Source organism: Pseudomarimonas arenosa (genome assembly GCF_014841215.1).
GTDB classification, from domain to species: Bacteria; Pseudomonadota; Gammaproteobacteria; order Xanthomonadales; family Xanthomonadaceae; genus Pseudomarimonas; species Pseudomarimonas arenosa.
In genome coordinates, this window is the sequence record NZ_JACYTR010000078.1 from 1 (window position 1) to 19,724 (window position 19,724).

The following is a 19,724-nucleotide window of genomic DNA, read 5'->3' on the forward strand; positions in this document are numbered from 1 at the left end:
CCGCGCAGCGGCCGAATGAGGGCCGTGCCAGCGCCGAAAGATCGCGAACACTCTGCTATCTCAACACCATCGGTCGAAACTCTCGCCCCGCTTGGAATTGCCGGATCTTTCGGCGCGACCTCACGAAATATGCGGGCTAAAGCCGCGCCGAGCCTTGCCGCCGGTCAGGGTCGCGCCACGCGCTGTCGATCCAGCGCACCGACAATGTCCGCGTTCGAAATCATTGCCGGCGACTAGAAGTTTGAGCGTCGTTTCCAGTCCCAAGTCTGCGAGTCCACTATCGCCGGATAGGGGCTCTCGAACTTCACCCGGCGCAGTGAGCTTCGCTGATCGATCTGGACAACGAATTGCGAGTAGTCCTATGTGCGCAAGTTGTGAAGAGCTTGAAGGCTAAGCAGGCAGCGTTTCTGTCAGCTAAGTAATCCGTTCGAATCGTACCCAAGCACCGCAGAGTTCATTTGAACTTTGCGCAATTGCCACCAGGGCCTGTCACGGCCAATCAGGGCGCGGTACGTGCCACGTTCTTCGTTGGTGTGCGGGTCCGGTGATTACTTCAATCAATATCAAGGAAACGTTGAAATGCGTGAACTTAGCCTAAGAGAGCTTGAGCTCGTGGCCGGCGGGACGTTCTTGGCGTCCGACAGCGAATGCGGCAACGGCAATGGCAACATGGCCGGAGCCTGGGATGCGCTGCGCAGCGGTCTGTCGGCCATTGCCACCATGGCTGGCGGCTGGTTGGGCCAGTACATCGAGGGGTTCCTCGATACCATTAATGCAGCCGAACGAACTGGCTGTGACATTCAAGCCTATAACGATTGGCGTGATTGCGTCATCGACTCGATGAGCAATGGCGGCGACGGTTCGGAGTGCGGTCCTCCTCCGGGCGGCTGATGAAGTGAAATCGATGGCTGGGATTTTCCCAGCCATCGATTGTCGCCAGTGATGGCGACCTCGCCTCAGGCTTCGAACCCTCACCACCCACCCATGTGCTGACATGCCAACCCTGGACCCATTGCCCAGGCCCGACGTGTCAGCGTCAACCACGGCATGTCCAATGGTCCATCGGATAGTACTGCTTGCCTTGATGGCATCGTGCGAACTTCAGGCCGCACACATCAATGCGCAAACCATGAGTGGTGAAGTACTGAGCGGGACTTGCGCGCCTTGCGTTCACGAGCACATCGTGTTCGGCCACGAGGGCGAGCTACGACTGATCTCCACTCTTGCAGTGCGCATTGGGCCGCTGGGAAGCAACGATCCGTTTCTTCAGACCAGGGTGGCACGAAGCGACTCCGACTTTTCAGTCGATAGGCTTGGTGTGGCCACACTGTTTCGCGATGAGCAATCGAAGCATGCCGACTCGCAAACGTTGGATACCTTCAATCGATGTTTGCAACAGGAGCGGAGCGAAGCGTGTGGGCGTGCGGCATCCCTTTCTTTCGATTTCGCATGGAATGACGTGCTGGTGCTGTCGATCGAGAGAAAGATGCTGTCGGGATTGGTAGGCAGCAGCCGCGGCCGATACATCGATCTGCCAAGTGGTCCGGGGGCGCCGCGCTTCACCGCCGAGGTGAGCTTTTCGCCCGGCCTGTCCTTGCATTGGGAAGGCGACTGGATCGAGCAGGCGGCGGGACGATTGCAGTCCGGGCCTCGAAAGCACGGATTCCTGGCCGTCAGTACCGTGTCCTCCTGGGCAGAGGTGGCCAAACAATGGAGTCATCGCCAGGACCGATTCATGCAATCCGCATCCGAGGCATTGAAGTCGATCCCCGCGGTCCAGCTCGACGACCCCAAGGCTGTGCTTCAGCACTATTGGACCTGGCTACGCCGAGAGTTTGACTACCAGCCGACACAGCGTGTGTTTGAAGGTTCCACTGCGCCAATGCCGCTCGAGCACGTTTTGGCCACTAGGCGCGGTGATTGTGACGATCTCAGCCTGCTGCTAGCCGCGGTTCTGCAGCGGCACGGCATCGCTTCGGAAACGGTTCTGTTGGATACCCGGCTGAATGATGTGCCCAAGTCCAGACTGCCAACGCACCAAGTGAATCACGTCATTCTCTATCTACCCGAACTTAACAAGTACATTGATCCAACCCTTGCGGCAAGGTCTCCTCTGCCAACCGCAGGCAGATCAGACTATCCATTCGCGGTGCATACACGTTCGGCAGCCATCCGAGCCATTCGCCGTGGCGCGGCGACGGACGGGGTTGTGCGCCCGGCAGGCCATTGAGTACCCAGCACATGCCAATCCAAGAGAGCGCAGCGGAAACAGCCGTCGATCAACTGTTTCGCCAAGAAGCAGTGGCAGCCGCGTCGAGCCGATTCGGTTCACCGGTCAAACCGGTCGGCGTGGCAGGTTGGCTGCTGAGTCTGTTGTTGTTGCTGACACTGATAGTGGCTGGGGTGTTCCTGGCCACCGCAAGCTACCCGCGCAAGGAAATCGTGGTGGGTTCAATCCAGTACGGATCGGGCGCTCCGCGCATCGTTTCGCCGCGCCCGGGCACCGTGGCTGAAATTCTGGTGCGTGAGGGGCAGGAGGTCGTTGCCGGTCAACCGTTGATGGCGATTGCACTCGACCCGGTCCTTGATTCCGGTGAGCGCCAGGGGGAGGCCATCGAATCTGCGGTGATTCAGCAGGCCGAGGCGCGCATTCGCGACCTTGATGCGCAGATCGAATCCAACCTCTTGCAGGAGCGATCCCTGCTGGCGACCAGCCGCTCTCATCAGGAACAGCTAGTGCAACTGAACGAGCAGCTGCAGTTGCAGGTCGCACGTGTCCTTCTGGCCGAAAGGACACTGGTGGATGTGGAGCCACTGGTATCGAAAGGGCACATTCCGGCCATTCAGGTCCGGACCTATGAGGCTGAGTTGCTCGCCGCCAAGCAATCCAGGGTGGCCCTGCAGCGCGAACTGAGTACGACGCATCGCCTTCAGAGCGAGGCTGAAGCCAGCGTCAAGGTCTTGCGCAGTGAACGCACTTCGCTGCGCGCGCGACTGGAAGTAGAGCAGGGCACATTGGCAGAGAAGCAGGCCAGCCTGTCAGGCTCGAGCCGGCTATTGCTTACCGCCCCGATCGCGGGTCGGGCGACATCAATCGTGGCGCGGCTGGGAATGCCAGTCGAGCCTGCCTCAGCGCTCGCGATCATCGTGCCTTCCGACCAACGATTGCAGGCTGAACTATGGGTTCCGTCGCGCGCCGTTGGCTTTCTGCAATCCGGCCAGGAAGTGCGCTATATGTACGACGCGTTTCCGATTGAGCGATTTGGTCTCGGGACCGGCAGCATTGTTTCGGTTTCGCAGGCCGCTGTGCTTGCCCCGGATCTGGTCAAAGAGCTGCAAACTGATGAGCCGATGTACCGCGTTATCGCGAGCATTCAAGACCAGGCCATCGGCGCCTATGGCGACGAGTGGCCTTTGTCCTCTGGCATGCGATTGCAGGCGGCCTTGGTGTTGGAGCGACGGTCGCTGCTGCAGTGGCTGATTGATCCGCTGCGCGCCGCTTCGAAGAAGAACCAACTATGAGTCTGGTGTCCGACGCTCGCGGTGTCGTCAGCGCCGACGATACAGGCAAGGTTCCATCGCGGCTGCCCATTCAGCTCGGCCTGGACCAGGATCTGTCGCTGCTGTCGAGACAGAGAATGCTCGCCGCGGCGGCCGCTTTGGCCTATCAGCCGATGCGACTTGAGCAGGCGATGTTGCTCGTTGCCGGGCGCTCGGTGAGTGGCTCCGAACGCTTTCCCGGTTTGCTTCCGCTGAGTCTGATGCATCCGTTGTCAGTGTTCCTTCATCGACCATTGCAGGCCGAGGCGAGATCGTTGGGTCTGCGCTCACCCTGCGAATTTCGTGCTCTGGCTGCTTGGCAGAGCGCCTTCGATTTCGCTGTTGATTGCGGCGACTGGCGCGCCATGTGGAACGTGTTGTTGGGAATGTTGTCGGACGTAGTCGGTGCGCCGGCCACGATCAGATCGGGCCGCATGTTTCTGCGCTCGTTGCAGCAACGTGAAGTTGAGATGCCTTCCGCCCAGTGCGCCTGCTCGTCGTTGCAGTCGATCTGTCAAATGCTGGTAGATCGAAACAGCATGCCTGGTCTGTTGCAGGCTACCGTAGTTCACGTCGGCATCCTCAATGCGCATGCGTTCGAAGATGGCAATGGGCGTTTGGCCCGAATGGTGTTCAACGCTGTGCTGCGCCGCGCCGGACTAGCCGCGCACTGCTATGTGCCGATATTTGAAGCGCAATCCCATTCGCGCGGGGGCTACGAAGTGAGACTGCGGGAAGCAGAAATCTTCGGTGATTGGAACTCGCTGATTCAATATTTTTGCAACTTGATCGTTGGTCTCGCTGGACGCGACGATCGTCGACTTCTTTGGGCCTGGCATGGCAATGAACGCTGATCCCCTTCATCTGGCTCTGTCGTTGGGGTTGCCGCCCTTTCCCTATCCGATTGCCAAGTGCAATGCGTTGAACGCAACGCCGTACATGACGACGGTCGAGCACTTCGAACATCTCTTTGGTGGTACCCCACAGCGAAGCGCCATGTTGGGAGATTTGGCGCGACTCGTGGAGCGGCTCAAAGCAGCGAACCTCGAGCCGGTGGCCGCCTTGATTGGTGGCAGCTTCCTGCGTTCTGACAATCCGGCGCCAAAGGATCTTGACTGTGTGCTGTTTTACAACGGGCACACGAACGACGAAGCAGTTGAAGCGTTGCATCGTCTTTGGGAGGCGTTCTCGCGCAAGCGCATTGACCTCAGGCTGATCTCATTGCAGAGAGATCCCTTGCTTGCACTGAAAGCCTGTTCGTTCTTTTCCACTCTGTACGGCGCCACACGCGATCAGCGCCGTCCCGCGACGGGCAGCCTGCTGCTTGATCTGCGGCCGACCAATCCAGAAGGCTCTCACGGTGACGAGTAAGTTCAAATGGCGGATGCAGTCAGAGGCTGCCGAGTGCGGCCTGGTCTGTGTGGCTGCGTGTATGGAGATGCTGGGATCGGACGCCGATCTCGTGTCGATGCGGCAGCGGTTTTCCGTCTCGAGCCGCGGTCTCACGCTGCGAGAAGTCAGCGACATTGCAGCTGCTCAGGATCTGACCACGCGCGCTGTGAAATGTGAAGTGCAGGAGCTGGCAGAGGTGAGGCTGCCGGCCATCTTGCACTGGAAGTTCAACCACTTTGTTGTGCTGACCGGGGTTACGCGGAAGGGCAAATACCGCCTGATCGATCCGGCCTTGGGCGAACGAGAGGTCTCTGCGGCCGAGTTGAACGAAGCGTTTACCGGCATTGCCCTGGAAGTAACCGCCGCACCGGGATTTCAGCCGCGCAAGAAAAAGTCAGCCCTTAACCTGCTCTCGCTTGTAAGCCTGAAGAACGGGGTCGGGTTGGGAATTCTGCAGGCCTTGCTACTCTCGCTGTTTCTCCAGGCCTACGTGATCGGCAGCCCGTTTCTTCTGCAACTCGCTGTCGATGAGTCGGCGATGAAGGGCGATCGAGAATTGCTGATGACCTTGGCGATTGGATTTGCCCTGTTCGCCGTGTTCAATGCGAGCGCAGAATTGCTGCGCGGGATAGCTCTGCAACGTGTCTCCGCGTTGATGAACTGGGATATGACGTCGCGCTTGTTTCATCACATGCTGAGATTGCCGCTGGCCTGGTTTCAGCGCCGGCGTCTGGCCGATGCGCTGACCCGGTTCGATTCCCTGGATCCGGTGCGATTGTTGTTTGCCAATGGTCTTGTGGCGGCCTTGTTGGACGGCGTGCTCAGTATCGGTGTGTTGACCGCGATGTTGGTCTACTCACCGTCGCTCGCCTTGATTGTGATCGTTTCCACCTTGTTGGTCGCCGTGCTGAAGATCGGAACCGTGCCCAAGGGCATCCAGCTTGGCGCCAAGGTCTTGCAGACATCCATCGCCGAGAAGGGCAAGCGGATTGAAACCTTGCGCGCCATGCAAACCATCAAGTTGATGTGTGGCGAGGGAGACAGAGAGCGCGATTGGGCGAACAAATTTGCCGAAACCGTCGGCGCCAGCCAGAACAGCGCACACTTCCAGATTGGCGTGCGCTCGGTGCAAACGGCCATCGATTCCTTGTCATGGATTGTTCTGGTCTATGTCGGGATCGGATCAGTTATTGAAGCCAGTCTGAGTGTGGGCATGTTCTATGCTTTCGTCGCCTACCGTCAGCAGTTCAGTGCCCGCGTCTCCAACCTGATCGACCAATTGGTCGCTTGGCGGATGCTTGATCTGCATTCGGACCGGCTTGCCGATATCGCCTTGCAATCGCGCGAGGATGGCATCGATGCGCCTGCCCCTTTGGCGCAGTCGGGGGGAGGCGCCATCGAGCTCGATGCTGTCGCCTTTCGTTACGGACAATACGAGCCTTTCGTGTTGCGCGACTTGTCGCTGCAGGTCGAGGAGGGCGAGTTTGTCGCCATTACCGGGCCTTCGGGTAGTGGAAAGTCAACCTTGCTCAAAGTGCTGACCGGCCTCTATCCGCCCACGGTAGGAGATGTTCGATTCGGAGGTATCTCTGCGAAGGCCCTGGGGCCGGCAGGTGTGCGTCGACGAATGGGCGTTGTCATGCAGGACGACGAGCTGCTGGCAGGCTCCATTCTCGACAACGTGAGCTTCTTCGAGGAAAAGGCCGATATCGAACGGGTCTGGCACTGCTTGGAGTTGGCGGCCATTGCCGACGATGTGCGCAAGTTTCCCATGCGCCTGCAAACGATCATGGGCGATATGGGCTCAAGCTTGTCCGGAGGCCAGCGACAGCGCTTGTTCCTGGCCAGGGCGTTGTACCGGCAGCCGAAGATTCTGGTGTTGGACGAGGCGACTTCTAACCTTGACCTGTCACGAGAACGCGCTGTGCATCGGCACTTGAGGGATCTGAATGTTACGAGGATTGTGGTCAGCCATAGGCCGGAGACCATGCGGATGGCCGATCGCACCCTGATTCTCGCCGATCGCCGCTTGCTGATCGCCGACGCCAGTGCCTTGTCGGCATTGATGGGCGAGCCGCCGATCGCTGCGTGATCTGCCGCTGATGTGCCCTGTCTGCTGCGCATTCGGGACAGGCTTCAGCCTGATTCACTTGAGGAGAGATTGACGTGAACAGAAAGCGAAAGGATATGTTGAGGTGGTTTGGCTTGGCCATGCTAGTGCTGGTTGCGCTCGGCTTGCTCTGGCATAGGTCCGATAGCCTGACCGCAGCCGCAGGAAATGACCGTGGCCCATTTGCTGCGCTTGAGCAAGAACCGATGAGCCGCAGCGAAGTGTTGTCTTACTTCCACCTGCAGTTCGAGGGTCTGTGTCAGCGCGGTCAAGCCCCGGGAGGGCAGAGTCAGGAGGAGTGCTTGGCCCAGCTGGCCGAGTCGAGGCCATTGTGTGAGCAAGAGGTGGCATCCGCGTTTCCCCTCCGTATCGAGGCAGTTGCCGTGGCACGGGAGATCGGCAAAGACTATCTTGAATGCATGTTGCCCTCGCTGTAGGTGGGGGTGTGCTGGTTGTGCTGCTGCATCTGGTTGTTCAAAGTCGGCGCGTCACCCTTGCGCCTAGCCGGTCGGCGGCCAAATGCGGCATACTTCGCCACAGCTAAGGGCATCGGTGGTGGAGTGAGGTTGCATGTTGGATGCCGGCATCTTTCGGCGGTTCGTGCCGACTAACCAGCTTGGCGCGAGCGAGCGTACGACCCTGGCTCGCCATTCGGTTCTGCGCAGCTATCAGCGTGGCGAACAGCTGTTTCGCGCCGGAGGCGTGTCGCCTCATGTGCTCTTTCTCACTCAAGGCAGGGTCGAGATCGATACCCCGAGCGGGGCGGTTCTGGTCGAGGCCGGCACCGATCGCGCCCGCTTTTCGCTGTCCAGCGGTCCGCGACATGCCGCGTCCGCGCAAGCCCTGTCTGAGGTTGAACTGCTATTCGTTGACCGGGAGCAGCTTGACCGCGCCCTTACCTGGACCCAGGCCGGCGAGATCGAAGTGCGTGACATGCAGGAGGACAGCGCCACCGATTGGCTGTCAGTGATGCTGCGTGCATCGCCGCTGCAACAGGTTCCACCGGCCAATATCGTGCGGGTGATCGCAGCGGTGGAGCAGGTGCAGTTTGCTGCCGGCGAAACCATCATCCGGCAGGGCGCGCCGGGGGATGACTACTACGTGCTGGTCGAGGGCGAGTGCCGAATTACCCGCAAGCGGAGCGAGGGGCAGGCCGCCGAGCAGATCGACCGCATTGGGCCGGGGCGCGGGTTTGGCGAAGAGGCTTTGATCTCCGGCCTGGGGCGTAACGCCTCGGTCGAGGCGCTGACCGACTGTCGTTTGATGCGCCTGTGCGGGCGCGAGTTTCAACGCTTTCTGCGCGAGCCCCTGGTGCAGACGGCGACCATGGATGATCTCGAATCGGATGTGCAGCGGGTCGATGCTCGCACCCCGGAGGAGTTTGCTCACGGGCACTTGAAGGGCGCGATCAATCTGCCCCTGCGCGATATTCGCGCCAGCTGTCTGGCCATGGATCCCGGTCGCCCGGCAGTGGTGTACTGCGATGGCGGCGGGCGCAGCGCTGCGGCCACCTTCCTGCTGCGCGAGCGCGGCTTCAATGCCCGATGGCTGGAAGGTGGCGTACCCAGCGCGCTGCTGGTCGAGCGCGGGTAGTCGGTTGCAGCTGAACGGTCGGCGGCCACCGACCACCGCCTGACTCTTGCGTTGCCGCTCGAATCCTCGTATATCAACGTGCTGGCTGACGGCAACGTGACGAGCGGTTACCGTCCAGGCGAGGCGTTGAACGGGTTGACGAGGCTGCTCATGCTGAGCCTTGCAGGCTGGACAAGAATCAGCACGCCGCAGCCAGGAATGCGCTATCGACGTCGGAGGGCAAGGTGCCCCAGGACGAATGGATTCATCCGCGGCGGGTGATTTCGACGATGCCCTCTTCGATTGTTTTGGCCTGAGCCGTGCTCGGGCCGTCGACGTTTCAGGTGAGTCATGGATGCAAAAACACTTACACCGGTCGTTTCGACCAAGATTTCGCCGCAAGGCGGGCTGGATGTGCTGTCACGCGGCGAAGTGTCGCGATTGCGCGATGCCAGTGCCGGCGGCCTGCACGAACTGTTGCGCCGCTGCGCGCTGGCGGTATTGACCACCGGCAGCGAGTCGGATGATCCGCGCGCCGCGCTGGAGCGCTATCCGACCTTCGATATCGAAGTCCATCAGCAGGACCGCGGCATCAAGCTTGAACTCACCGATGCGCCGGCCACCGCCTTCGTCGACGGCAGGCTGATTCGCGGCGTGGCGGAACTGTTGGTGTCCGTGGTGCGCGACATCGTCTATGTGTCGAGCGAGATCGAGGACGCAGCGGCGTTTGATCTCAACAGTTCGGAAGGCATCACCAATGCCGTGTTCGAGATTCTGCGCAACGCGCGGGTGCTGCGCGCCGGGCAGGAGCCGAACCTGGTGGTCTGCTGGGGCGGTCATTCCATCAAGCGTCACGAGTACGAATACACCAAGCTGGTCGGCTACCAGCTTGGCCTGCGCGGGCTCGATATCTGCACTGGCTGCGGGCCGGGTGCGATGAAGGGGCCGATGAAGGGCGCCACCATTGCCCATGCCAAGCAGCGTCTGTTCGAGTCGCGCTATATCGGCATCACCGAGCCCGGCATCATTGCCGCCGAGTCGCCGAACCCGATTGTTAATAACCTGGTCATCATGCCGGATATCGAAAAGCGCCTCGAGGCTTTCGTGCGCGCCGGCCACGGTATCATCGTGTTCCCTGGCGGCGTCGGCACCGCAGAAGAAATTCTCTACCTGCTGGGCATCCTGCTGCACCCGAAGAATGCCGACCTGCCGTTCCCCTTCGTGCTGACCGGGCCGAAGGAATCGGCGGCCTATTTCGAGCAGATCGATCATTTCCTGCGTCTGGCGTTGGGCGACGAGGTGGCCAAGCGCTACAAGATCATCGTCGATGATCCGGTCAGTGTCGCCAAGGCAATGGTGGATGGCGTCGAGCTGGTGCGGCGCCATCGCCTCGACAGCAAGGATGCCTTCTTCTTCAACTGGGCGGTGGAGATTCCCTTCGCCTTCCAGCAGCCGTTCGTGCCCAACCACGAAAACATGGCCGCCCTGCACCTGCGTCGCGATGTGCCGGTGCATGAACTCGCCGCCGATCTGCGCCGCGCCTTCTCCGGCATCGTCGCCGGCAATGTGAAGGAGGAGGGCATGCGCGCCATCGAACAGTTCGGCCCGTTCAAGATCGATGGCGAACCGGAAATCATGCGCGCCCTCGACGCCCTGCTGCAGGCTTTCGTGGCGCAGGGCCGCATGAAGATGTCCGGCGAGTACAAGCCCTGCTACCGGGTGGTGGCCGGGGCTGACCTGCCCGTGGCTGCGCCAGCCGCGTGAGTGAACTGTGACGAGCGCCCAGGCCGCTGAGCCGCCTGGGCCGCGATCGTCGTCACGTTTTGTCTGCAGTTGTCAACGCTGGTCCGTCGGCCCGCCCCGGCCATCGGTTGTCGCTGGTATTTGTCCCCAGTCCCGTTAATCTTTTGTCCTGAACAGAAGGCAGAGGTCGGGCGCTCATGGCGGCTCATCGAACAAATCGACAGCGGGGCTTCACCTTGGTGGAGTTGATGGTTGTCATCACCCTCATCGGCATCATGTCTGCCATGGTGTACCCGAGCTTTCGCGAGGCGATCGTGCGCAACCGTCTGGCCAGTCAGAGCAACGAGCTGATGGCGGCGTTGACCATGGCGCGCGCCGAGGCAATTCGCCGCAACCGCTCCATGGTGTTTTGCGCCGCTGACGCCAACCAGACCAATTGTCAGGCCGCCTGGGGGCGCGATTGGCTGGTTTTTGATGACATCAATGAGGACGGCGACGTCGATGCGGGCGAGGACATCATCCAGGTCGGCGGCATCGAAGACACCGAAGTGTACGAAGGTGCAACGATGTTGATTCGCTTCGATCGGCGTGGGTTTCGTGTCGTGCCGGCCGGCGGCAACGTAATCGTTGAAGTGAAACCGACCGACTGCACATTGGAGAAACCCTGGGTGCGACAGGTGCAGATATTGGCAACCGGTTCGACCAACAACCGAGTTCAAGAGTGCTGAGGGGCGTGATGAGTACCAATCGAAAAGCTGATGTGCGCCGAGGAGGGCCAGTCCGGGGCTTCTCGATGATCGAGATCATGGTCGCCATCCTGGTGTTGTCGATGGGGCTGCTCGGTATGGCGGCCTTGATGGCTACCTCGATGCGCAACGCTTACAGCGCCAATCAGCGCACCCAGGCCACCAATCTGGCCTACGACATCATCGATTCGATGCGGGCGAATTACCCGAATGCCATGCAGTACGTCGGCGGCTACTCCAATCCGAATGTGATCTGTGTGCCTGATGGCGACGGTTTGCTTGAGGAGACCCCGAACACCTACCCCAATACCGGCTTCGTCCACCAGCATGACATGGCGCGGTGGACTCAGGAGCTTTGCTACACCCTGCCGCAGGGGCAGGGGCAGGTCCAGGTCGTGCCGCAGAATTTCGTATTCAACAACTCCGAATACTTCACCTACCAAGTGACGGTAAATGTGTGCTGGGTGGACGACCGTACCTCGGAGAATGCGGCGGATTGCAACAACGCGACGCCGGGCCCGGACACCGTCATCACTGTTGTAAGTTCGCTCTGAGGTGCCTGTGACCATGAAAATCACGACACTCACCGCTCGCAAACAACACGGCGTTTCGCTGATCGAACTGCTGATCGCCCTGACGCTGGGAACGATTCTTGTGCTGGGCCTGACCCAGGTGTTCAGCGGGGTACGCTCCTCATTCGGCGCCTCAGAAGGATTGTCGCGGGTGCAGGAGAACGCGCGCTTCGCTATGGATTTCATGCGCCACGATGTTCGCATGGCCGGCTACTTGGGCTGCTTCAACGAGTTCCGCCTGGTCGACGCGGTGGATCGCGGCCTGTGGAATCACACAGCCGATTTCGGCATCGCCCCGCGGAACAGTCTGGCGGAGCACGACACCGCACCCTACACCCTGCAGCTGCACCGACCGATTGAGGTCTATGACTATGTGCAGTCGGGCGGCACTTCACCTGGGAATACGTACGGCATCACTCTGCCGGCCTCGCCGGGCGGTATTGGCAATGCCAATGATTTTCAACCCGTGCTGCCGACGGTGCTTACGGCCACTGCGAACAATCTGGGAACCAACGGTTTGCTGAACGGCGATGTTGGTGATCCGGTGCCGGGCAGCGATATCCTGGTGCTACGCTCGCTTTCGGCGACCTCGAATCCGGTGCCAGGAGCCGACGGAATCCAGATCAGTGGCATCCTCAGCGGCACCGATATTGCGGATTTTCCGCCCTGGCGCATCTTTGGCGTTACCAACTGTTCGCAGACCTCTCTATTTCAGATCAGCAGTACCAGTTCGCCGGCGGCTGCGGTGGCGGATGGTTCCAATCTCAATCGCGAGCCGTGGACGTATGACAATGAGATCATTTACGGCGGCGGCGTGGCGGTACACGAATACCAGTTCTTCCTCTATTACGTTGGTCGCACCCTGGAGGGTCCGCCCTCGCTGTATCGGCGCCGCATCAGGCAAAACCCGGGAGTCGCCGCCGAAGGCGATGATTTCTCGGATGCCGAGGAATTGGTGCCCGGCGTCGAGATGATGCAGATCCTGCTGGGCGTGGATAACCAACCGTTTCCGGTCGATGACGTGGTGGATCAATTCGTCTCCGCCTCTCAGCTGTTCGGTGCGACGCCCCCCAACACGCAGGCCTTCTTCAATTTGCAGCGTTCCATCAAGTCAGTGCGCATCTCCTTGCTGGTGCGTAGCCCAGATCGGATCCCGGGTGTTGTTGACCCAATTCAACCGACTCGCGTCGTCGGTGACGTGATCGTTTCGCCGCCGTTGGACGGCCGGCTGAGACACGTCTACGACGCCACCATCAATATTCGCAATCGCAATCGCAATTAGGCTGGGAGACCTTCATGTCCAGGTCCAAATATCAACGTGGCGCCGCGCTGTTTATCGCCATGATGCTGCTGATCATACTCAGCGTGCTCGGTCTCGCCGCTTCGCGGGTGACTGCCTTGCAAGAACGCATGGCCGGCACCTATCTGATGGATATGCGTGCCTTTCAGAACGCGGAAGACCAGCTACGTGACAGCGAGCGACTTCTGCTTGGCGCCAATCCGGATGTCGTCTGTACTTCGCCACCAAAGAAGCTGGTAATTCCGGGCCCGGGCTGCCTTCCGGGGGCGACAACGCTAGAGTGTTTGGCAACGGGGACGTTCGCCACCGTGATTGAGAATCTGAACCACCCCCGGCTTGCAAACGATGAGGGCATCAATCTGGGCGGATCCAGGCAGGGCAGCGAGGTGACTCAAGGCGGTATTAATTGCCTGCTCTTCCGCATCAGCTCGCATGGCCCGGATAACCCGACTGTTCAGGGCTCCGACGCCACAGTTCAATCCTATTTCGTCCCCTGATCGCCATAACCAGCGACGCGCAGCCCAGCTGCAAGTGAGGTTCTGATGCGCAAGTCATATGTTCAATCGGTGTTGTTCGTGTCGATCGCGACGCTGGCGGCGGGTCTTGCCTCGCCGGCACAGGCGGCGCTGAATCTGGCCGACAAGCCGCTGTACCTCGGCACCACGATCAAGCCCGCCTTCATTATGGCGATTGATGACTCCGGTTCGATGAACTGGGAAGTCCTTAGTCCGAATCAGGATGGCGAGCTGGTCTGGGGTCGTGATACCAGTGGCTCGGAGTGGGGGTTCTTCCGCAACGATGGAACCCTACGTTCAACGTCGAATAACAATTCGGCCTCTGATAACTGGTTGGAGCTGTTTCCCTACGCAAATCGCTTTACTCATCGTCGCCCGATACCGCCCATCCCTGCGTTTGGCTTTGCTCGCTCACCTGAGTTCAATGCTGGGTATTACAACCCGGCGGTGCGCTACGAGCCATGGAAAAATTTTGACGGCAGCGACTGGGACAGCATGGACTCCGCGGCCAAATGGTCCAACATGAAGGTGGATGCGCGCGCCGACACCTCGTTTGCGCCGACAGCGCCGGCATTGGATGCCAACCTGCGCTTCGATCTGACCACGGATATCTACGATCGGATCGACGACGGCCTGGATAACGACGTGTTTCAGATCGATACCTCGCTGAATACCGGCGATGTGCTGCGACCGAACTGGCAGATTCGCAACCAGACGGACAGCAACCAGACCTGTAGCACCAATTTGGGTAACCTGGTGTTCCCGCGCAGTGGTGGCGGCTACACCACCCTCAGTTCCACCTATGTGCTGACCGGTAGCTGCACCACGGTGCGGGTGCGAAAGCGCGATGTGACCAATCCGGAGATCGACAGCAACAGCCAGGCGTTTGAAGTCGCTACCGGCATGGTCATTCCGGCTGGCACGACCTACTTTGCCGAGAACGTGTGCGGCGGCTTTGGCACCACCTTCAACACCTTGGGCGAGTGGACCACGCTGACTTCCGATCTCACCGTCAACGCGGCCTGCAATATCGCTTTCAAGTATTACGCGCCGACCTATTACCTCACCACGCCGACCTCGCCGGACGGCAATATCGCACCGACCGCCTTCGTCAATCAGCCGGGCGGCCCGCGCAGCACCACCAGTCCCGGCAACGGCACCCTGTACCGTTACGAGATCAAGCCGACCAACTACGCCACCTTTGCGCAGTATCAGGCGGCGATGACCAACTTCGCCAACTTCTTCACCTACTACCGCAGCCGTAACCTGGCGATGGTGGCGGCGCTGACGCGGTCATTGAACGACGTGCGCTTCATGCGCATCGGTCAGTTCCAGATCAACGACACCAACTACAGCAGTCAGTACAACACCACATTGCAGAACAATATTGTGATGCATGAAATGGCTGACTTCACCGACAGCACCTCGGTGGCCGGACGCAAGCGCCTGTACAACCAGATGATCAAGCTCGAGGCGAACGGATCGACGCCGAATGCCTGGGCCGTGGCGGCCATGGCCGACCAGTTCACCAAGACCAGCGGCACCAATATCTCCGGCCCGCCGGTGCAAAGCGTGTGTCAGTTCAATGCCGGCATGCTGTTTACCGATGGCTACCACAACCAGAATCGGCCGACCAGCTTTGGCAATGTCGACAACACCACGCCTTACTTCGGCGTCGATCCGCTGAAGGACAACAACAGCAACACCCTTGCGGATATCGCCGCCCATTACTACCGCACCAATATTCGCCCCGATCTGACCGCGGGTCTGGTGCCGGTGGTGCCGGGCTGTGCCGCCGCAACACCCAATCCGCGCCTTGACTGCAATCGCAATCTGCATATGAATCTGTACGGCATCACCCTCGGTGCCACCGGCGCGCAGTTTGGCGTGAACTACCTGCAGGACCCCAACACCCTGGAAATCACCCCAGACGTGTACACCGCTGGCAATGCGCCGTCCTGGCCGGGGTTCGCCAACGACTCGCGCTCCTCGGTGGATGACCTCTGGCACGCGACCCTGAATTCCCGCGGCCAGTACATCAACGCCACCAGCCCCGATCGCATCACCCAGGCGATGAACGCGATCATCGAGTCGATCAACAACTCAGCACGTCGTTCCGCCGGTACAGCGGCTTCCGGTGCGCGCCGAGCCGTGGGCTTTACCGCCTATGTGCCGGAGTTTGATCCCAATTCCTGGACCGGTGATCTGAAGGCCTACACCCTGCAGCCCGATGGCATGCTGGGCAGCGTGGTGTGGAGCGCAGTGGACGAGCTCCCTGATCCTGCAGACCGCGAGATTTACATTACCAAGCGCAATAGCGGCAACACCGCCTTCGAGCTGAAGGAGCTCAACCTGTCCAATCTAGGTACGTCGGACACTCAGCGCCGTGCTCTGCTGGGCTTGACCGACGCGCAATTCACTTCCGGTGGCGAGTTCAATGGCCGCACCATGGCCGAAGTGGTGAACTGGGTGCGCGGCGACGCAGCGCGCGAGGGTAATGCGCCTGGCCTGTTCCGGCAGCGTCTGCTGCGCAATGCCGACGGCACCACCGAGCACCGTCCAATCGGTGACATCCTGGGTTCGCAGCCGGAAGTGCTGGGGCGCGGTACCGAAGGCTGGTCGGTGTTGCCGACCAATGAGGGTGGCCGCGTGAACTTCGCTGGTGAGTTCGTTGCCGCCGACACGCCGGGGACTTATGCGAATTTCGTCGGCGAGGTCAAGTTGAAGCGTAAGCCAGCCATCTTCGTCAGTTCCAACGCAGGCATGGTGCATGGCTTCGATGCCAGCATCAATGAGACCAATTCCGGCAAGGAAATCTTCGCCATCATGCCCAACTCTGTCTTGTCCAAGACCGGCGCATTGATGGGACGCAACTACGCTCATCAGTTTTCAGCGGATGGTTCGCCGCGATTGGCCGATGCCTGTATCGGACCTGCTCAGGGCGTGGCCGCTTGCGGATGGAAGACCGTGCTGGTGTCTGGCATGGGCACCGGTGGCCGCTCCGTGATTGCCCTGGATGTCACCGATCCAGTGGTGGGCTTCAATGAAGACAACTTCCTCTGGGAATACAGCAGCGCCACCGGTGACAACGGTACGGCGGACCCGGATATGGGCTTTGTCATCAACCGCCCGCGCGTCTTCCTGGGTGAGGACAGGAAGTGGTATGCGGCCTTCGGCAACGGTGTGAACAGTGACAACCACCGCGCCTACGTCTATATCGTCAATCTGAAGACCGGCAAGCTGGCCCGCAAGATTCCGCTGGGTACCGCCGGTAGCGCGGCTGATCCCAACGGTGCAGTCAATGTGGCCATTGTCAACGGTGATGGCGACAAGGACCGCAGCTTCGATGAGGAGCAGACCCCCTACGACGACACCATGTATGTCAACGACTTCCATGGCAGGCTCTGGAAGCTGGACCTCAGTTCACAGAATCCGGCCGATTGGGCCGTCGCCTTCGGCGGCAACCCGATGTACACGCCGGAAGCATTGGACACCGCCGAACGTGCTGACAAGCGGCAGTTTGTGACCGGCGGCATCGACATCGCTGGTCATCCGTTGCGCGGCAACATGGTGTTCTTTGGTACCGGTCGTTATCTCGCCGTGGGTGATCAGAATATCGCGGCGATTCCGCAAGTGCAGAGCTTCTACGCCATCTGGGATGATCCGCAGGCCAATCAAGCGATTGGGTTCACCGGGCGAGGATCCCTGATCGGGCAATCAATCACCGGCGCGGAGACGGTAGACCTGAACAACGACGGCATATTCGAAGTGTTCCGTACCACCAGCTCAAATCCAGTGCCTTATACCGGAACCGGTGCCAAGCGTGGCTGGTATTTTGATATCTATCAGCCGGGTGTAGGTGGGTTCCGTAGCAGCGAGCGCGTGATCGGGGTACCGCGTGTGGTCGGCGGCAGCGTGATCTTCACTACCTTCCAGCCGATTGGCAGTGAGTGCAATCCGGGCGGTAAGAACTTCCTCTATGGCCTCAGCGCGGTGACCGGGGCGAAGAGCCTGTCGGTTCCCGGTTGTGCCGCTTGCGGTGGCGTCGACCTGAATCCGACCGGACAAGCGGCCCCGCCGACGCCAGAGCCGCCGATCGTGGTCGACCCTGGCTTCGCCGGTGTGCCTCCGGCAAATCCGGGCGACCCCACCCCCGGCAATCAACGCGATTGCCTGCCCGGCACGCCAGGTTGTGATCGCACCTTGCCGCTCAACGCCACACTGAATGCACGGCAATGCACGGCACAGATGTCGGTACTGCTCAGCACCGGACTGACACCGTTCCAGGGAATTCCCTGCGGACGACAGGCCTGGCGACAGCTGCGCTAGTTGGAATTGCTGAGGATGAGAGAGGGCTGGCTTTCTCTCTCGTCCTGCTTCATGTAAAACAGCGCAATGCACTGTAAGGAGCGAGCTATGACAACCAAGTCGATCAATGCGGGGGTGCTGCGACGACCCGCCCAAGTATCTGGGCGTAACAGCGGCTTCACGCTGATTGAACTGACTGTGGTGGTGACTATCATCGGCATCCTGGCCGCTATCGCCATCCCTGCCTACAACGAGCAGGTGCGCAAGACTCGACGCGCTGATCTGACGGTAAACCTGTCCGAAATAGTGCAGTCGAAGGAGCGCTTCTTTACCCTGAACAGCACCTACATCAACTCCCCATGCCGGGATAGCAACGATTTCTACACCATCGTCTGCGTCGATGGCCCCGCTGCCTTCAGCGTGACAGCCACGCGTACGGCAGGTCAGCCTCAGGACGGCGATGCCTGCGGTACGTTCATTACTGACCAGACCGGGCGGAAACAGATCCAGGACCAGAAACCGGGCTACGAGGCAGACGACTGCTGGTAGTCGGGTAGTCCTTCAGCGGTTGTCCTGCAGGACATCCTCGTGTGCAGAACCCGCCGTTTGGCGGGTTCTTGCTTTGGGCCCTCAGCCGACCGAAAGCCAGAAACGCAAAAGGCCTGCATCGCTGCAGGCCTTTGCTTGAATTTGGCGCCCGAACTTGGACTCGAACCAAGGACCCCCTGATTAACAGTCAAGTGCTCTAACCGGCTGAGCTATTCGGGCGGGGTGAGCCGCGTATTCTGGTTTCGACGGCCTGGCTTGTCAAGCGTTCCGCGGTCGAATTGCCGGCCCGGGTGCCTGGGTGTCTGAGACAGAGCGAATCGGGGCCGTGGCCCTGGTTAGGGCGCTTCAGGCGGCGCTTTGTCGCCCTCGCGCGCCTTGCGTCCACCAGATACGATCAGTGCGGCAAACGTGGCGAGAAAGGCCAGGCCGAGAAGAAACTGGGCGAAGCCGTCGGCGAGCGCGAACGCGATGGCCAGCAAGCCGACCAGCAGGGTGTCGGAGAACTGGGTGAACTGCGCCTTGATGTCTTTGTCGTTCATGCTATTCCTCTCGATGAGGTAGGGAACAATTCCATTGTCGCCTATCGGGCAGCATGTCGGTATCCATCTGGCTCGATGTGCCCCGACGGACCATCCTTAGCCAGGGGTCCGGCTGGGGTTCCTGGAGCGGCTGGGCGATCTGGAGTTGATCGCCTGAATCGTTGGCAACCGGTTCCGACCTGTGCGGTCAACGGAGCCAGAGGTTCGATCGTTGCATACGGTAGCGCGCATGACTGCGTGTCTTGACCGCCCAACGATGGAGAACCACATGAGTATCGCCCTGCAGAGCGTCCTGTTCCTGACCCTGATCAGCGCCAGTTTCTCAGCACAGTCCTCGGCCCATGCCAGCGAACAGCGCGAACACAGGCAGCAATCACGTGTCGCCCAGGGCGTGGCCAATGGTGAATTGACCCGCCGGGAGACCGTGCGGCTATGGCACGGGCAGCGTTTGGTCGACGCCAAGCAACGTCGGGCGCGCGCCGACGGCGTGGTCACCGCGCGCGAGCGCATCTGGATTCATCAGGAGCAAAATCAGCAGAGTCGTCGAATCGCACGACAGAAGCATGATGATCAGCGACGTTGATATGGGCCCCTTTTTCAAGTGGTGGAACGGAATGTTGAGAAGGCAGCGGAGGAGTGCTTCCGCTCTCCGATCCATTCCTTGTCACAAGAGCGCTGGACCCCCGCCTGCGCGGGGGTGACGGGATTCCACAGACTTAGCCCGGATATTTCATGAGGTCGCGCCGAAAGATCCGGCAATTCCAAGCGGGGCGAGAGTTTCGACCGATGGTGTTGAGATAACAGAGTGTTCGCGATCTTTCGGCGCTGGCACGGCCCT

General features: G+C 60.3%; 17 protein-coding genes and 1 tRNA gene. 16 read left to right on the top strand and 2 right to left on the bottom strand.

Going from position 1 to position 19,724, the window contains the following annotated elements; translation table 11 throughout:
* Positions 1-579: 579 nt before the first annotated feature.
* The 15 genes from IFO71_RS19980 to IFO71_RS22365 all read left to right on the top strand — a co-directional run bounded on the left by IFO71_RS19980 (position 580) and on the right by IFO71_RS22365 (position 18,347).
* Positions 580-891 (top strand): hypothetical protein, encoded by a 312-nt coding sequence (locus tag IFO71_RS19980; RefSeq protein WP_192031454.1) that lies wholly within the window; start codon positions 580-582, stop codon positions 889-891.
* A 595-nt stretch (positions 892-1,486) separates the two neighbouring features.
* Complete coding sequence (locus tag IFO71_RS19985) at positions 1,487-2,230, top strand: transglutaminase-like domain-containing protein (RefSeq protein ID WP_192031455.1); 744 nt, start codon at positions 1,487-1,489, stop codon at positions 2,228-2,230.
* 11 nt (positions 2,231-2,241) lie between these two features.
* Positions 2,242-3,522, top strand: coding sequence for an HlyD family efflux transporter periplasmic adaptor subunit (locus IFO71_RS19990; protein WP_192031456.1), 1,281 nt, complete (start codon positions 2,242-2,244; stop codon positions 3,520-3,522).
* On the top strand, positions 3,519-4,394 hold the full coding sequence (locus IFO71_RS19995; RefSeq protein ID WP_192031457.1) for a Fic family protein: 876 nt from the start codon (positions 3,519-3,521) through the stop codon (positions 4,392-4,394). The genes IFO71_RS19990 and IFO71_RS19995 overlap by 4 nt, the downstream gene beginning before the upstream one ends.
* Positions 4,333-4,911, top strand: a complete 579-nt coding sequence (locus tag IFO71_RS20000; RefSeq protein WP_192031458.1) for a DUF6932 family protein — start codon at positions 4,333-4,335, stop codon at positions 4,909-4,911. Before IFO71_RS19995 ends, IFO71_RS20000 begins: the two co-directional genes overlap by 62 nt.
* Complete coding sequence (locus tag IFO71_RS20005) at positions 4,901-7,024, top strand: peptidase domain-containing ABC transporter (protein ID WP_192031459.1); 2,124 nt, start codon at positions 4,901-4,903, stop codon at positions 7,022-7,024. The genes IFO71_RS20000 and IFO71_RS20005 overlap by 11 nt, the downstream gene beginning before the upstream one ends.
* Before the next feature lie 224 nt (positions 7,025-7,248).
* Complete coding sequence (locus IFO71_RS20010) at positions 7,249-7,479, top strand: hypothetical protein (RefSeq protein ID WP_192031460.1); 231 nt, start codon at positions 7,249-7,251, stop codon at positions 7,477-7,479.
* A gap of 133 nt (positions 7,480-7,612) precedes the next feature.
* The gene (locus IFO71_RS20015; protein ID WP_192031461.1) at positions 7,613-8,635 is read left to right on the top strand and encodes a cyclic nucleotide-binding domain-containing protein; all 1,023 of its coding nucleotides are present in this window, start codon (positions 7,613-7,615) and stop codon (positions 8,633-8,635) included.
* Between the two features lie 330 nt (positions 8,636-8,965).
* Positions 8,966-10,378: a nucleotide 5'-monophosphate nucleosidase PpnN gene (gene ppnN, locus IFO71_RS20020; RefSeq protein WP_192031462.1), complete on the top strand. Its 1,413-nt coding sequence runs from the start codon at positions 8,966-8,968 to the stop codon at positions 10,376-10,378.
* 176 nt (positions 10,379-10,554) lie between these two features.
* On the top strand, positions 10,555-11,085 hold the full coding sequence (locus IFO71_RS20025; protein WP_225444812.1) for a GspH/FimT family pseudopilin: 531 nt from the start codon (positions 10,555-10,557) through the stop codon (positions 11,083-11,085).
* 8 nt (positions 11,086-11,093) lie between these two features.
* Entirely contained in the window at positions 11,094-11,657 is a 564-nt protein-coding gene (pilV, locus tag IFO71_RS20030) for a type IV pilus modification protein PilV (RefSeq protein ID WP_269749996.1), read from the top strand.
* Positions 11,658-11,670: 13 nt separating this feature from the next.
* On the top strand, positions 11,671-12,957 hold the full coding sequence (locus IFO71_RS20035) for a PilW family protein (RefSeq protein ID WP_192031464.1): 1,287 nt from the start codon (positions 11,671-11,673) through the stop codon (positions 12,955-12,957).
* 14 nt (positions 12,958-12,971) lie between these two features.
* Positions 12,972-13,472 (top strand): pilus assembly PilX family protein, encoded by a 501-nt coding sequence (locus IFO71_RS20040; RefSeq protein ID WP_225444813.1) that lies wholly within the window; start codon positions 12,972-12,974, stop codon positions 13,470-13,472.
* 45 nt (positions 13,473-13,517) lie between these two features.
* A complete protein-coding gene (locus IFO71_RS20045) occupies positions 13,518-17,819 on the top strand; it encodes a pilus assembly protein (protein WP_192031466.1) in 4,302 nt (1,433 codons plus the stop codon).
* 87 nt (positions 17,820-17,906) lie between these two features.
* Entirely contained in the window at positions 17,907-18,347 is a 441-nt protein-coding gene (locus IFO71_RS22365) for a type IV pilin protein (RefSeq protein ID WP_192031467.1), read from the top strand.
* A 142-nt stretch (positions 18,348-18,489) separates the two neighbouring features.
* On the opposite strand, the gene IFO71_RS20055 is transcribed toward IFO71_RS22365, so the two are convergent.
* A tRNA-Asn gene (locus IFO71_RS20055) sits at positions 18,490-18,566 on the bottom strand.
* A 116-nt stretch (positions 18,567-18,682) separates the two neighbouring features.
* Positions 18,683-18,886 (bottom strand): hypothetical protein, encoded by a 204-nt coding sequence (locus tag IFO71_RS20060; RefSeq protein WP_192031468.1) that lies wholly within the window; start codon positions 18,884-18,886, stop codon positions 18,683-18,685.
* 268 nt (positions 18,887-19,154) lie between these two features.
* Between IFO71_RS20060 and IFO71_RS20065 the strand changes: the two genes are divergently transcribed.
* On the top strand, positions 19,155-19,469 hold the full coding sequence (locus tag IFO71_RS20065) for a hypothetical protein (RefSeq protein WP_192031469.1): 315 nt from the start codon (positions 19,155-19,157) through the stop codon (positions 19,467-19,469).
* Positions 19,470-19,724: the final 255 nt, after the last annotated feature.

Bases quoted from the DNA above. Each gene is read 5' to 3' on its own strand.
- IFO71_RS19980 (WP_192031454.1), top strand. From the start codon at position 580: ATGCGTGAACTTAGCCTAAGAGAGCTTGAGCTCGTGGCCGGCGGGACG.
- IFO71_RS19985 (WP_192031455.1), top strand. From the start codon at position 1,487: ATGCTGTCGGGATTGGTAGGCAGCAGCCGCGGCCGATACATCGATCTG.
- IFO71_RS19990 (WP_192031456.1), top strand. From the start codon at position 2,242: ATGCCAATCCAAGAGAGCGCAGCGGAAACAGCCGTCGATCAACTGTTT.
- IFO71_RS19995 (WP_192031457.1), top strand. From the start codon at position 3,519: ATGAGTCTGGTGTCCGACGCTCGCGGTGTCGTCAGCGCCGACGATACA.
- IFO71_RS20010 (WP_192031460.1), top strand. From the start codon at position 7,249: ATGAGCCGCAGCGAAGTGTTGTCTTACTTCCACCTGCAGTTCGAGGGT.
- IFO71_RS20015 (WP_192031461.1), top strand. From the start codon at position 7,613: ATGTTGGATGCCGGCATCTTTCGGCGGTTCGTGCCGACTAACCAGCTT.
- ppnN (WP_192031462.1), top strand. From the start codon at position 8,966: ATGGATGCAAAAACACTTACACCGGTCGTTTCGACCAAGATTTCGCCG.
- IFO71_RS20025 (WP_225444812.1), top strand. From the start codon at position 10,555: ATGGCGGCTCATCGAACAAATCGACAGCGGGGCTTCACCTTGGTGGAG.
- pilV (WP_269749996.1), top strand. From the start codon at position 11,094: ATGAGTACCAATCGAAAAGCTGATGTGCGCCGAGGAGGGCCAGTCCGG.
- IFO71_RS20035 (WP_192031464.1), top strand. From the start codon at position 11,671: ATGAAAATCACGACACTCACCGCTCGCAAACAACACGGCGTTTCGCTG.
- IFO71_RS20040 (WP_225444813.1), top strand. From the start codon at position 12,972: ATGTCCAGGTCCAAATATCAACGTGGCGCCGCGCTGTTTATCGCCATG.
- IFO71_RS20045 (WP_192031466.1), top strand. From the start codon at position 13,518: ATGCGCAAGTCATATGTTCAATCGGTGTTGTTCGTGTCGATCGCGACG.
- IFO71_RS22365 (WP_192031467.1), top strand. From the start codon at position 17,907: ATGACAACCAAGTCGATCAATGCGGGGGTGCTGCGACGACCCGCCCAA.
- IFO71_RS20060 (WP_192031468.1), bottom strand. From the start codon at position 18,886: ATGAACGACAAAGACATCAAGGCGCAGTTCACCCAGTTCTCCGACACC.
- IFO71_RS20065 (WP_192031469.1), top strand. From the start codon at position 19,155: ATGAGTATCGCCCTGCAGAGCGTCCTGTTCCTGACCCTGATCAGCGCC.